The sequence below is a fragment of the Nocardioides cremeus genome, from assembly GCF_030518195.1.
GTDB classification, from domain to species: domain Bacteria; phylum Actinomycetota; class Actinomycetes; order Propionibacteriales; family Nocardioidaceae; genus Nocardioides; species Nocardioides cremeus.
This window is the reverse complement of record NZ_JAULSC010000009.1, coordinates 58,536-71,453: the sequence shown is the minus strand read 5'-3', so window position 1 is coordinate 71,453 and position 12,918 is coordinate 58,536. Positions and strand designations below refer to the sequence as shown.

Genomic DNA, 12,918 nt, shown 5'->3' with positions numbered 1-12,918 from the left:
GAGGCCTCAGGCCGTGGCGCCCTCGGCCACGGCGACCCGCAGCGCGCGCAGGTAGCCCGCGAAGCCGTCGGGGGCGCGTCCGTGCTCGCGCGCCGAGGTGATGACAGGACGCCCCTGCCGCACCGCGGGTGTCCCGGCCTCGAGCAGGGCCCGGACCAGCTCGACGTCCTCGCCGGTGCCGAGGTCGGCGAACCCGCCCACGGCCCGGTACGCCGAGAGCCGCACCCCGAGGTTGGCCCCGTGCACGTGCAGCCTGCCGCCGCGGTGCCGCTCGTGCCAGGCGGCCAGCACGGGCGCGTCGAGGCCGGCCGGGTCGGGCTGCACCGGGCCGACCAGCAGGTCGTGACCGTGCTCGGCAGCGGCGAGGTGGTCCTCCAGCCACGACGCCGGCACCCGGCTGTCGGCGTCGGTCGTGGCCACCCAGGTCCGCCCCCACCGCTCCGAGCCCTGTCGCGAGGTCGCAGCGTCCACGCCCAGGGCGCGAGCGGCTCCCACGCTGCGGGCGCCGCAGTGCACCGCGCGGACGCCCCGGGCGCCGTGGGCGGCGGTGATCTCGGCGCTGGCGTCGGTGCAGGCGTCGAGCACGACCACGACCTGCACGCGCGGTCCGGCGGCCTCCCGCGCACGCACGCGGGCCGCTGCGGTGCCGATGGCGTCGAGGCAGGCGCCCAGGACCTCCTGCTCGTCGTGGACCGGGACGACCACCACGAGCGAGTCGATGCCGCTCACGCGGTGGGGTCCGGCAGGCGGTGCTCGGGGCCGAGCAGCAGCAGCTCGACGTCGCGGTCGCGGTACTCGGCGATGCGCGACCAGCCCGGCAGCGCCTCGAAGGCCCGGTGCACCGCGGCGCCGTCGAGCGGCCAGCCCTGCACGGGGTGGCGCCAGTGGGCCAGCAGCACGAGGCCGTCGCGGTCGAGGCCGTTGGCGCTCTGGCGCACCAGCTCGTCGAGGTCGACGGGGCTGAGGAAGTAGCCGACCTCGCTGAGCACGATCACGTCGTAGCGTCCGTCGGGCCAGTCCTCGGGCAGCAGTCGTTGCTGGACCTCGACGTTGGCGAGGTCCTCGGTGCGACGACGCGCGGCTGACACGGCCGCACGGCTGGAGTCGACCGCCAGCACGTCGTCGCAGCGCTCGGCGAGCGCGCGGGTCAGCACCCCGGTGGAGCACCCCACCTCGAGCACCTGGCCGTGGTGGCGGGCCGGCAGCATCGCCAGGGCCAGGGCCCGCTTGCGCTCCTCGTACCACCGCGTGTCGGCGCCCCAGGGCTCCGCGACCGAGCGGTGCAGCTCGTCGAGGGTCTCGTCGCGCGCCGGCGCCTCGACGAAGACCTCCTGCTCGCCGAGGAAGTGCGCCAGCAGCTCGGGCTGGAGCAGCGTCTCGTCGCCGGGATCCTCCGACAGCGGGCGCACCTGGGAGGCGTGGGCGTGCACGGCCTGGCGCTTGTGGGTGCAGGTCGCCGCGTCGAGCGGCAGCCGGCGCAGGTCGACCCACGGCGCGTCGTGGGGCTCGGCACGGTGCCAGAACCAGATCGGGTACTCCAGCAGCCGGGCGCCGGTACGACGCGCGGCCGCGGCGCAGATCCGCCCCGCGGCGTCGTGGTCGGGGTGCCCGTCGTGGCGCCACGGACCCACCAGCAGGGCGCGGCTGCCGTCGCCGACGAGGGTGCTGAGGCGGTCGACCCAGCGCGCCTCGTGGTCAGCGACCCGGCCGTCGGCGGAGCCCCAGCACTCGACCGGGACCCGGTCGGCGGCGCCGCCGAGCGCGCCCAGCGCGGCCTGCGACTCCTCCAGGCGGCGCGCCGCGAGCTCCTCGCGGGTGTGGGTGGGCGAGGACGGGTGGCTGGCCTCCCCCGCGGTGAGCAGCACCATCTCGATGCGCGGACGCTCGTCGTCGGGCAGCCGGAGCAGCCGCGAGAGCAGCCCGCCGGCTCCGAGGGACTCGTCGTCGGGGTGCGCGGCGACCACGACGACGTGCTCCAGGCGGCGCCCGTCGCGGGCGGAGAGCTCCAACGGTGGCATCCCCGACCAGCGACGGTCGTCGTGCCAGGTGCTGGCTGCCGTGCCGGGCACGTCGTGCCGGAAGCTGGTCTGGCTCACGCCGTCCACCATGGCCCCTCCTGCTCGGCGTGGCGACCGAGCGCGGCGAGGTCGCGCTCGGCGTGGTGCTGGCGCAGGTAGAGGCGCAGGTCGGCGAGGGCGGCGGCGTACGACGCCTCCCCGACCTGCGGGCCCGGCCCCAGGGCGTGTTCGCAGGCGCCGAGCACGCCCTCGGCGGCGGCCACGACGACCGAGCGCACCCGGGTGGCCAGCGCGGCGGCGGCCGGGCCGTGGACGGTGCCGTGGTCGACGACCGTGGCGGCCTCGGCCAGCGCGGCGCGGGCCGCGGTGAGGTGCTGGTCGACCGCGCCCAGGTGCAGGTGAGCCACCTGGTCGAGCTCACGACCGGCCGGCTGGGCGAGGCGGCGGGCCAGGCCGACCGCGCCGCCGTACCAGACCGCGGCGACGCCGATGCCGCCCCAGGCGAAGCCGTCGCGCTCGAGGTACCAGCCGGGCGCCCCCACCGGGGTGGCCGGAGCGCCGTCGACCTCGATCGGGGTGCTGACCACGTCGGGCAGCCCGCGCGGCACCCACCGCTCGGCGTGCTCGCCGGTGCGCACCGCGGGGTCGCGCAGGTCGAGGGCGAAGAGCCCGCGGGTGCGGTCGTCGACCCAGGCGGTGACCAGGGCGTGGCTCAGGTGGGAGGCGAGCGAGCACCACGGCTTGGTGCCCTGCAGCACCCAGCGCTCGCCGTCCTGACGAGCGGTCAGGCGCACCCCGGGGCCCTCCGCGGCGAAGACCCCCCAGGTGGCGCCCGGCTCGGCCGGGGTCGCGACCCCGGCCTCGTCGAGGATGGCCAGCGCGTCGAGGTGCGGCTCGACGGCGCGGGCCAGCTGCAGGTCGTGGGCGCCCAGCGTGGCCAGCGCCGCCCAGAGGGTGGCCGTGGCGCCGGAGGCGGGGCGGGGCAGGATCGCGCCCAGCTCGGCGGCCAGCTCGAGGTGGCCGGCCAGGTCCCCTCGCTTGGTGCCGCCCGCCAGGGCACCGGTCACGAGCTCGCGGGACCGGTCGTCCCGGTCGTCGGGCCGTGCTCCGGGCCGTGCTGGCATGGGTGGGTCGAGAGACACCCAGGGGTCCATGCAGTGCTCTCCTCAACGCGGGGGATGTGCGCCGCCGACCCGGCACCGTCGGGAGCAGCTGCGTGAGAGCTCCGTACGGGCGCCGAGCCCGCGACTACTACCCCATAACCGTTGCACGGCAGCGTGAAACGCCATCGCCGTTGTTTCACCCCTAGGAGGGGGGAAGAGGTTGACGGCTAGGCTCGCGGGGTGCCTGCCACCACCCCCTTCCGCCTCGGCTTCGTCACCGGAGCCACCCCCGACAAGTGGGCGCGCACCTGGCGCGACCGCTCCCGCGACCCCCTCGACCTGGTGCCGGTCGAGCAGGAGGACCAGGAGCGCGTGGTGCGCGACGGCGAGGTCGACATGGTGCTCGCGCGCCTGCCCGTCGACCGCGACGGCCTGCACTGCATCAACCTCTACGACGAGCGGGTGGTGGCGGTGATGGGCCACGAGCACGTGGCCACCGTCGTGGACGAGGTCGGCACCGACGACCTGACCGACGAGCAGCTGGTCGCGCCGCACGTCTCGGGCTGGACCCCCCGGGCGCCGCAGCTGGACTGGCCGGCGATGAGCGTGCGCGAGGCGGTCGAGACCGTCGCCGCCGGCACCGGTGTGCTGCTGGTGCCGATGTCGGTGGCCCGCCTGCACCAGCGCAAGGACGTGACCTACCGGCCCGTGCACGACCTCGAGGGCACCACGGTGGGCCTGGTGTGGCGCACCGACAACGAGGACCCGCGGGTGCAGACCTTCATCGGCATCGTGCGCGGGCGCACCGCGAACTCCTCGCGGGGCTGAGCCGGGCCGGCTACCAGGACGTGGCCAGCGGGCGGCCCTCGGTGTAGCCGGCGGCCGACTGCACCCCGACGACGGCGCGCTCGTGCAGCTCCTCCAGCGACGCGGCGCCGGCGTACGTGCACGCGGAGCGCACGCCCGAGCAGATCTCGTCGACCAGGTCCTCGACACCGGGGCGCTGCGGGTCGAGGTACATGCGCGAGGAGGAGATGCCCTCCTCGTAGAGGCCCTTGCGGGCCCGGTCGTAGGCGGACTCGGCGGAGGTCCGGTTGGCCACCGCCCGTGCGGAGGCCATGCCGAAGGAGACCTTGTAGGAGCGCCCGGCGTCCTCGACCAGGTCGCCCGGCGACTCGTGGGTGCCGGCGAACCAGGAGCCGATCATCACGCTCGAGGCCCCCGCGGCCAGGGCGAGCGCGACGTCACGCGGGTGCCGCACGCCACCGTCGGCCCACACGTGCCCGCCGGCCTCGCGGGCGGCGGCCGCGCACTCCAGCACCGCCGAGAACTGCGGGCGGCCGACGCCGGTCATCATGCGGGTGGTGCACATCGCGCCAGGGCCCACGCCGACCTTGACGATGTCGGCCCCGGCGTCGAGCAGCGCGCGGGTGCCGCCTGCGTCGACGACGTTGCCGGCCACGACCGGCACCTGCGGGTCGAGGGCGCGCACGGCGCGCAGCGCCTCGAGCATCCGGTCCTGGTGACCGTGGGCGGTGTCGACCACGAGGGTGTTGACGCCGGCGGCCAGCAGCTGGGCGGCCTTCTCGCCGACCTCGCCGTTGACGCCCACCGCGGCCGCGACCCGCAGCCCGCCCCGCGCGTCGACGGCCGGGGTGTAGAGCGTGGCACGCAGCGCCCCGGCCCGCGTCAGCACGCCCACCAGGGTGCCGTCGGGGTCGACGGCGACGGCCAGCGGCGCCCGGGCGGCGTCGAGCGCCTCGAAGGCCGCCCGCGGGTCGGTGTCGGCGGTGATGGTGACCGGGGTGCGGGTCATCACCTGGTGCACCTGGGCGAAGCGGTCGACGTCGGTGCAGTCCTGCACCGAGACCACCCCGACCGGGCGGCCGTCGTCGACCACGACCGCCGCGCGGTGCGCGCGCTTGGGCATCAGTGCCAGGGCCTCGGCGACGGTCTGGTGCGGGGCCAGCTCGATGGGGGTGTCGAAGACGAGGTGCCGGCTCTTGACGAAGGAGACCACGTCGCTGACCACCGGCACCGGGATGTCCTGCGGGATGACGACCATGCCGCCGCGCCGCGCGACGGTCTCGGCCATCCGGCGCCCCGCGATGGCGGTCATGTTGGCGACCACCACCGGGATGGTGGCGCCGGTGCCGTCGCAGGTGGCGAGGTCGACGTCGTAGCGGCTGGCGATCGAGGAGCGCCCGGGCACCATGAAGACGTCGTCGTAGGTCAGCTCGTGCGGCGGGGCCGCGTCGTTGAGGAAGCGCACGCTCGCGACCCTACGACCCCGGGCCGACGCCTCAGAGCGTGCGGCCGAACATGGCCGCGGTCTCGCGCGCGGTCGGGGTGCCCGCCTCCGGGTCGGCCCCCGCCTCCAGCAGTGCGGCCACGACGTCCTGCTCGTCCTTGAAGACCGCGCCGGCCAGCGGCGACTGCCCACGGTCGTTGAGCGCGTCGACGTCGGCGCCGCGCTCGGCCAGCCCGGCCACCACGGCGGCGTGCCCGTGGTAGGCGCCCAGCATCAGCAGGGTGTTGCCCTGCGCGTCGGTCAGGTCGACCGGCACCCCGGCGTCGACGTAGGCCAGCAGCCGCTCCACGTGGCCCAGCCGGGCCAGGTCGAGCAGCTGGTGGGCCAGCTCGGTCAGGTCCGTGAGGTCGGTCGGCCCCGTCGTGGGTTGCTCGCTCATGGGCCCATGGTGGCACCCGCCCGGGTGGGTCCCGGGTCCCTAGGGTGAGCCGCATGACGTGGACGGACCCCGGTGACCCCGCTGATGTGCTGACGCGCCTGACCGGCGCCTTCGAGACGGCGTACGACGCCCCGGCGGAGGTGGTCGGGCGCGCGCCCGGCCGGGTCAACCTGATGGGCGAGCACACCGACTACAACGACGGGCTGGTGCTGCCGGTCGCGCTGCCGCACGCGACCTGGGCGGCGGTGCGCCGCCGCGACGACGGCGTGGTGCGGATCCGCAGCCGCCAGCAGGAGCAGGGCTGGGAGGGCACGCTCGCGGACTGCGCGCCCGGCGGTGCGACCGGGTGGGCGGCGTACGCCGCGGGGGTGCTGTGGGCGCTGGGTGCCGGTGCTCCCCCGGGCGCCGAGCCGCTGGACGTGCCGGGGCTCGACGTGCTGATCGACTCCACCGTGCCGGTCGGCGCCGGGCTGTCGAGCTCGGCCGCCCTCGAGTGCGCGGTGGGCGCCGCCGTGCTGGCGCTGCTCGGCCACGACGTCGACGACAGCCGCGAGCGCCTCGTCGAGGCGACGGTGCGGGCCGAGACCGAGGTCGTCGGCGCGCCCACGGGCGGCATGGACCAGGGCGTCGCCGTGGGCGCCGAGCCGGGTCGCGCGCTGCTCCTCGACTTCGCCGACGGGTCGTCGAGGTCGGTCGACCTGGGCCTCGGCGCTGCCGGGCTGGCGCTGCTGGTCACCGACACCCGGGTCTCGCACGAGCTGGTCGACGGCGGCTACGGCCAGCGGCGCGCCGACTGCGAGGAGGCCGCTCGGCTGCTCGGGGCGCGCTCGCTGCGCGACGTCGGGCCGCGGGAGGCGGAGTCGCTCGACGACGAGCGGCTGCGGCGCCGGGCCCGCCACGTGGTCGGCGAGATCGAGCGGGTGCGACACACGGTGGAGGCGTTCACCGCCGGCGACCTGCCGGCCCTGGGCCGGCTCTTCCTGGCCTCGCACGTCTCGATGCGCGACGACTTCGAGATCTCCTGCCCCGAGCTCGACGCGGCCGTGGAGACCGCGGTCGAGGCCGGCGCCGTCGGAGCCCGGATGACCGGGGGCGGCTTCGGCGGGTCGAGCGTGGCGCTGGTGCCCGAGGACCGGGTCGACGCGGTCGCGCGGGCCATCGACCTGCGCTTCGTGCGCGACGGCGCCACTCCCCCGGCGCACCTGCGCGTCGAGCCCGCCGGCGGCGCCTCGGCCCAGCGCGTCGACTGACCGAGCCGGGTCAGGTCGGGTCAGGTCGAGGAGATCCCGATCCGGCCCTCGCGGAAGGCCTCGACGAACAGCGCGTGGTCGGCGCGCACCCGGTCGGCGTACGTCGTGGCGAAGTCGGTGACCCACGAGACCAGCTCGTCGCGCCGGTCGCCGACGCTGGCCACGACCGCCTCCTCGACCTGGAAGTCGACGAGGTCCTGGTCGCTGTCCTCGTCGGAGGCGCAGTGCACCTTGGCGGTCGCGCGCCCCAGCAGCTCGACGACCTCGCCCATCTCGTCGGGCTCGGTGATGCCCGACCAGTCGAGGTCGAGCTCGTAGGGCGAGACCTCCGAGACCACGTAGCCCACCCCGTCGATGGCGGCGTGGCCCAGCAGCGGGTCGGTGTGCACCTGCAGGGCGCGCTGGCTGACCGCGGTGCGGTGGCCCTCGTGGTCGAAGTAGTCGTCGACCTCCGAGGTGTCGACGAAGCGGCTCACCGCCGGCACGTTGGCCTGCTTCATCGAGAGCACGACGTCGTTGTCGAGCGCCTGGCTCTGGCCCTCGATGAGCAGGTTGTAGGCCGGCAGCCCGGCGCTGCCGATCCCGAAGCCGGACTTGCCCACGACGTCGTGCAGCTCGTAGAAGACGTCGCGCGGCGAGCGCCGCTCGTCAGGGATCGTCTCGAGGTAGTCGCGGTAGGCCTGCAGGACCTTCTCCCGCTCCTTGTCGTCGAGGCGCCGCACGCTGGCGTCGTCGCGGAAGGTGCGGTGGTCCTGGTCGCCACGGGTGGTGTTGGCGGCCAGCAGGTCGGTGCGCCGCTGCTCGCGGGCCTGCAGCAGCACCTCGTGCACCGGCCCGGAGGTGTTGTGCAGGTAGAGCGCGTAGTCGTCCTCGTCGCTCTCGACGTAGCGGTCGACCTGGTCGAGGTAGGCGCGCAGGTAGCGCTCCACCAGGCCGCGCACGTCCTCGTCGGGCAGCGCCTTCTGCCAGCCCACCAGCGCCAGGGAGGCCGCGAAGCGCTGCAGGTCCCAGGTGAAGCGGCCCAGGTAGGCCTCGTCGAAGTCGTTGACGTCGAAGACGAAGCGGCCGTCGGAGTTGAGGTAGGTGCCGAAGTTCTCGACGTGCAGGTCTCCGTGGATCCAGATCCGGCCGCTGCGCTCGTCGGCGAAGTCCTCGCTCCAGACCTGCGAGCCGGCGGAGCCTCCGGTGCTGCCGGTCACGTCGGCGTAGAACAGGCAGGCCGTGCCGCGGTAGAACGAGTGCGGGTCGGCGGCCATCTTGCGGTACTTGCCCCGGAAAGCGGCGGGGTCGGCCTCCATCAGGTCGGCGAAGGCCTCGCCCAGCACCTCGATGATCGTCTCGGTGCGGTCCTGGTCGTCCATGGCGCCACTGTGCCAGTCCCCCGTGGCCCGGCAGCCCACCCGTGGGAGGGGACTTCTGAGCACCCGGACTCACCCGCGACGGGTACGCCGACGCATCCGCCGGGGGCCGCGGGCGCCGAGGCTGGAGCCATGAGCACACCCACCAAGAACCCCACCACCAGCGCCTTCTACGCCCAGGCCGGCATCTCCTTCGGCCTGGCCCTGCTCAGCATGGTCGTGGCCGTGCTGTACCTGCCCGTCGACCCGTGGGTCCGCGCCTTCCTCGCCCTCGGCACCCTCTACCTGACGACCTCGGCCTTCACCCTGGCCAAGTGCGTGCGGGACGCCCAGGAGACCTCCTCGGTGGTCAACCGCCTCGACCAGGCCCGCGTCGACAAGATCCTCGCCGACCACGACCCCTTCCGCTCGGTGTCCTGAGACGGGCCCTGAGACGGACCCTGGGCTCGAGCTCCGGCTCGTGCTTGACTGCCCCGGCAACCGATCGACACCGACGAGAGGACGCCCATGAGCTCCAGCAGCCAGCAGAGCACCAGCACCAGCACCGCCGTCGGGGAGGTCGGACGCCGCGTCCTGGGCACCCTGCGCCTCGGTGGGCGGCTCGGCCTGCGGGTCGGCGGCGGGGCGCTGGAGCGGCTGCGGCCGGTGGTGGAGCGCGGGCTGTCGGTTTCCCCGGGTACCCGGGGATCCCGATCGAGTGACCACCCAGACACCCCGGACCGGGCCTCGGAGGTGCCGGACGGGTCACTCGACTCCGCGCCCACGGCACCTGTGCCCGAGGTGACACCGGCCGACGTGGCTGCCCGGGTCGCGCCGCGCCCGGGTGCGAGCACGGCGTCGGAGCAGCGGCGTACGACGCCCGCGGCGCCGGGTGACCGGCTGCCGCCACGGCGACCCGCCCCCGCACCGGAGCCGGTGCGCCCCGCCGACTCCTGACCCACTCACCCCTGCGTGCGGGGCCCTGCGCCGCCACGGATGGTTGACTCGGGGCGTCCCGCCCGCGGCCGTCCGGTCGCCGGCACCCCGTTCCCCGACCCAGCTCCAGGAGGACACCCCCGTGCCCACCCCGCTCTCCAAGATCCCCGTGGTCGGCCCCGTCGCCGACGTGGCCACCGACCTGGTCGCCGGCGTCGCCAAGCTGCCCGCCGCGGCGGCGGACAAGGCCGTGACCCAGGTCCGCTCGGGCGTCAGCCTGGGCCGCCTGGCCGTCGAGGGCACCGCGCGCGGCCTGGTGCAGAAGGTCAGCCGGCGCGGCGCCCCCGCCGCCCCCGCCGCAGCGAAGGCGGCGGCCCCCTCGGCTCCCCCGGCCCCGGCCCCGGCCCCTGCCCCTGCTCCCGCTGCTCCCACCGGCGAGCCGGTGACCGACATCGACGCCGGCGCGGCCGACGTGCAGGTCGACGCCACCCCGGCCGACGTCGCGGCGGCCAAGAAGCCGGCGAAGAAGGCTCCGGCCAAGAAGGCGCCCGCGAAGAAGACCGCCGCCAAGAAGGCACCGGCCAGCAAGAGCGCGGCCGCGAAGGCGCCCGCGAAGAAGACGCCGGCCAAGAAGAGCCCCGACGAGGTGCCGCTGAAGTCCGAGCCCACGCCCGCCTCGGCCGCCCCGCCGGTGCCCGAGGGCCCCGAGCAGCTCGGCCAGCTCGGTGACGACCGCACCGAGCCCCTGCTCGACCCCTCGACCGCCAAGCAGGTCGCCTCGGAGTCCGAGACGCTGCAGCAGGGCAGCGAGAGCTGACCCAGCGGCTCGAGCGCCGCACGACGACGGCCCGGGACCCACCATCGTGGGTCCCGGGCCGTCGTACGTCGTGAGGGTGCGGGCTACTTCAGCTCGGCGCTGCTGAGCCCGAGGACGCGGCGGGCGACGATCAGCTGCTGGATCTGCTGGGTGCCCTCGAAGATGTCGAGGATCTTGGAGTCGCGCGACCACTTCTCCAACAGCTCGGTCTCGCTGTAGCCCAGGGTGCCGGCCAGCTCGACGCACGAGAGCGTGATGTCGGAGCCGACCCGGCCGGCCTTCGCCTTGGCCATCGAGGCCTCGAGCGAGTTGGGCTCGCGGTTGTCGGCCATCCAGGCGGCCTGCAGCGTCAGCAGCCGCGCGGCCTCCCAGTCGGCCTCCATCTGCAGGAACTTGGCCGCGGCCGCCGACTGCGTGAGCGCCGGGCGGTCGTAGTCGATGACCACGCCGGCCTGCTCGAGCAGGTCGCGGGTCAGGTCGAGGGAGGCCTTGGCGCAGCCGATCGCCATCGCCGCGACCAGCGGGCGGGTGTTGTCGAAGGTGGCCATCGCGCCGGCGAAGCCCTGCTTGACGTCGACGTCCGGGGAGCCGAGCAGGTTCTCCTTCGGCACCCGGCAGTCCTCGAAGATGATCGTGGCGGTGTCGGAGGCCTTGATGCCGAGCTTGTGCTCGAGCCGGTCGACGCGCATGCCGGGGGTGCCCTTGGGCACCACGAACGACTTGATGGCCGCCCGCCCCAGGTCGCGGTCGAGGGTGGCCCACACGACGATGGCGTCGGCCCGGTCACCGCTGGTGACGTAGATCTTCTCGCCGTTGATGACGTACTCGTCGCCGTCGAGGACCGCGGTGGTCGAGATGTTGGCGGAGTCCGAGCCGGTGCCCGGCTCGGTGATCGCCATCCCGGCCCACACGCCCTCGAAGCGCTTGGCCTGCTCGTCGTCGGCGACCGAGGCGATCGCGGAGTTGCCCAGGCCCTGGCGCGGCATCGAGAGCAGCAGGCCCACGTCGCCCCAGCACATCTCGGCGATCGACATCACCGAGGCCAGGTTGGCGCCGTTCTTCGCACCGGCGCCCTTCTCCTCGGGCGTCTCGTCGCGGCGTACGCCGGCGGCGCCGGCGCCCTCCGCGGCACCCGACTCGGAGAGCCCGTCGATCATCGCGGCGAGCATGTCGAGCTCGGTGGGGTAGGCGTGCTCGGCCTTGTCGTACTTGCGCGAGATCGGGCGCAGCATGTTCATGGCGACCTGGTGGGCCTGGTCGCGCAGCGGGCGGAACTTCTTGGGGTCGTCCAGATTGATCATGGTGTGGTTGCCCTCAGACGAGGACGGCTCCTTCCATCACGCCGACGGCCCGCAGGTCGCGGTACCACCGCTCGACCGGGTGCTCCTTGACGAAGCCGTGGCCACCGAGGAGCTGCACGCCGTCGAGGCCGATCCGCATGCCCTTCTCGGCGCACAGGCGGCGCGCCAGGGCGACCTCCCGGGAGAAGTCCTTGCCGGCAGCGGCGCGGCCGGCGGCCTTGTAGGTGAGCAGGCGCATGGCCTGCAGCTCGATCGCGATGTCGGCGACCATGAAGGCCACCGACTGGCGGTGGGCCACCGGCTCGCCGAACGCCTCGCGCTCCTTGACGTAGGGCGTGACGTAGTCGAGCACGGCCTGGCCGGTGCCGACGGCGAGGGCGCACCAGGCCAGCCGCGAGAGCCGCACGCACTCGGCGTACGTCGACCCGTCGGTCTCGCCGAGGACCGCGTCGGCCGGCAGCGTGACGCCCTCGAGGCGCAGGCGGGCCATCGAGGCGGCCCGCACACCCATGCCCGGGTCGGACTCGACGCTCAGGCCGGGGGTCGAGGACTCCACCAGGAAGAGCACCGGGTTGCCGTCGAGCTCGGCGCCGACGACGAACAGCTCGGCCTCGGCGCCACGAACGACCGCGCTCTTGAGCCCGTCGAGGACGAACCCGTCGGCGGTGCGGCGGGCGGTGGTGCTCGGCGTCAGGGCGTCGAAGAGCACCGCCGGCTCGCTGAGTGCCAGCGCGGCGGCGGGGACCTCGTCGCCGGTGAAGGCGGGCAGGTAGGTCTGCTGCTGGGCCTCGGTGCCCCACAGGCCCAGGGCGGTGGCGACCGCGCCGGGCGCGAGGGCGGCGACGGCCAGGCCCATGTCGCCGCGGGCGAGCGCCTCGGCGACCAGGGTGCCGGCCACGGCCGAGCGCTCCTCGGAGATGCCGCCGAGCGCCTCGGGCACGCCCAGGATCGGCAGCCCGATCTCGAGGCTGGCCTTGAGCACCGGCTCGGGCGCGGCGCAGGTCTCGTCGGCCTCGGTCGCTGCGGGGCGCACGACCTCGTCGGCGAACTCGGTGACCACGTCGACGAGCATCTGCTCGTCCTCGCCGGGCGTCAGGTCGAAGACGCCCCTCGGCGCGGTCGCGGGCACCCGGACGCCGGGCTGCTGCCGGCTGCCGGACCGGGTGAAGGCCCGGTTGGCGCGGGTCGCGGCCTGGAAGCCGGTGCGGGTCGCGGTGTAGACGGCCTGCTCGGCCTGCTTGCGCAGCCCGACGCGGTCGAGGAGGTCGCTCTGGGCGAGCTTGCCGAGGGCGGCCACGGCGTAGCCGATCGGGTCGCGCACCTCGGTGCCGGCCAGGCCGTGCCTTCCCCCGGGGCGCAGACGCGCCGGGAGGCTCTTGGTGAGGTCCATGCCGCTAACGTAACTGGGAGTTACACATTGCGCTACAGACGCTCCGGGTGGTCCGGGTCACAGCTGCCGGCCGGGT

The 12,918-nt window shown here is 74.9% G+C and carries 13 protein-coding genes; 5 read left to right on the top strand and 8 right to left on the bottom strand.

Annotated elements, in window-relative coordinates; translation table 11 throughout:
• Positions 1-6: 6 nt before the first annotated feature.
• From QWJ41_RS11035 to QWJ41_RS11025, 3 genes are read right to left on the bottom strand one after another with little or no spacing between them, the layout of a single operon-like run.
• A complete protein-coding gene (locus QWJ41_RS11035) occupies positions 7-729 on the bottom strand; it encodes a glycosyltransferase family 2 protein (protein ID WP_302708178.1) in 723 nt (240 codons plus the stop codon).
• Positions 726-2,096 (bottom strand): PIG-L family deacetylase, encoded by a 1,371-nt coding sequence (locus tag QWJ41_RS11030; protein ID WP_302708176.1) that lies wholly within the window; start codon positions 2,094-2,096, stop codon positions 726-728. Before QWJ41_RS11030 ends, QWJ41_RS11035 begins: the two co-directional genes overlap by 4 nt.
• Positions 2,093-3,142, bottom strand: coding sequence for an acyl-CoA dehydrogenase family protein (locus tag QWJ41_RS11025; protein WP_302708174.1), 1,050 nt, complete (start codon positions 3,140-3,142; stop codon positions 2,093-2,095). Before QWJ41_RS11025 ends, QWJ41_RS11030 begins: the two co-directional genes overlap by 4 nt.
• A 219-nt stretch (positions 3,143-3,361) precedes the next feature.
• On the opposite strand from QWJ41_RS11025, the gene QWJ41_RS11020 reads away from it, so the two are divergent.
• Entirely contained in the window at positions 3,362-3,949 is a 588-nt protein-coding gene (locus QWJ41_RS11020) for a LysR substrate-binding domain-containing protein (RefSeq protein ID WP_302708172.1), read from the top strand.
• 10 nt (positions 3,950-3,959) lie between these two features.
• On the opposite strand, the gene QWJ41_RS11015 is transcribed toward QWJ41_RS11020, so the two are convergent.
• Both QWJ41_RS11015 and QWJ41_RS11010 read right to left on the bottom strand, forming a co-directional pair.
• Positions 3,960-5,393: a GuaB1 family IMP dehydrogenase-related protein gene (locus QWJ41_RS11015; RefSeq protein WP_302708170.1), complete on the bottom strand. Its 1,434-nt coding sequence runs from the start codon at positions 5,391-5,393 to the stop codon at positions 3,960-3,962.
• Between the two features lie 31 nt (positions 5,394-5,424).
• A complete protein-coding gene (locus QWJ41_RS11010; RefSeq protein ID WP_302708168.1) occupies positions 5,425-5,811 on the bottom strand; it encodes an ankyrin repeat domain-containing protein in 387 nt (128 codons plus the stop codon).
• Positions 5,812-5,864: 53 nt separating this feature from the next.
• Between QWJ41_RS11010 and galK the strand changes: the two genes are divergently transcribed.
• Positions 5,865-7,061 (top strand): galactokinase, encoded by a 1,197-nt coding sequence (galK, locus tag QWJ41_RS11005; protein WP_302708167.1) that lies wholly within the window; start codon positions 5,865-5,867, stop codon positions 7,059-7,061.
• Positions 7,062-7,081: 20 nt separating this feature from the next.
• Here the strand turns inward: galK and QWJ41_RS11000 are convergent, their stop codons facing one another.
• Complete coding sequence (locus QWJ41_RS11000) at positions 7,082-8,422, bottom strand: DUF2252 domain-containing protein (protein WP_302708166.1); 1,341 nt, start codon at positions 8,420-8,422, stop codon at positions 7,082-7,084.
• Between the two features lie 129 nt (positions 8,423-8,551).
• Here QWJ41_RS11000 and QWJ41_RS10995 point away from each other — a divergent pair, with 129 nt between their 5' ends.
• From QWJ41_RS10995 to QWJ41_RS10985, 3 genes are all read left to right on the top strand, one after another.
• Positions 8,552-8,839: a YiaA/YiaB family inner membrane protein gene (locus QWJ41_RS10995; RefSeq protein WP_302708164.1), complete on the top strand. Its 288-nt coding sequence runs from the start codon at positions 8,552-8,554 to the stop codon at positions 8,837-8,839.
• Between the two features lie 87 nt (positions 8,840-8,926).
• Entirely contained in the window at positions 8,927-9,355 is a 429-nt protein-coding gene (locus tag QWJ41_RS10990; protein WP_302708162.1) for a hypothetical protein, read from the top strand.
• A gap of 121 nt (positions 9,356-9,476) precedes the next feature.
• A complete protein-coding gene (locus tag QWJ41_RS10985) occupies positions 9,477-10,151 on the top strand; it encodes a hypothetical protein (RefSeq protein WP_302708160.1) in 675 nt (224 codons plus the stop codon).
• Positions 10,152-10,234: 83 nt separating this feature from the next.
• Here the strand turns inward: QWJ41_RS10985 and QWJ41_RS10980 are convergent, their stop codons facing one another.
• Together QWJ41_RS10980 and QWJ41_RS10975 are read right to left on the bottom strand one after the other, a co-directional pair.
• Positions 10,235-11,452, bottom strand: coding sequence for an acyl-CoA dehydrogenase family protein (locus tag QWJ41_RS10980; protein WP_302708158.1), 1,218 nt, complete (start codon positions 11,450-11,452; stop codon positions 10,235-10,237).
• 13 nt (positions 11,453-11,465) lie between these two features.
• Entirely contained in the window at positions 11,466-12,842 is a 1,377-nt protein-coding gene (locus tag QWJ41_RS10975) for an acyl-CoA dehydrogenase family protein (RefSeq protein ID WP_302708156.1), read from the bottom strand.
• Positions 12,843-12,918 lie beyond the last annotated feature (76 nt).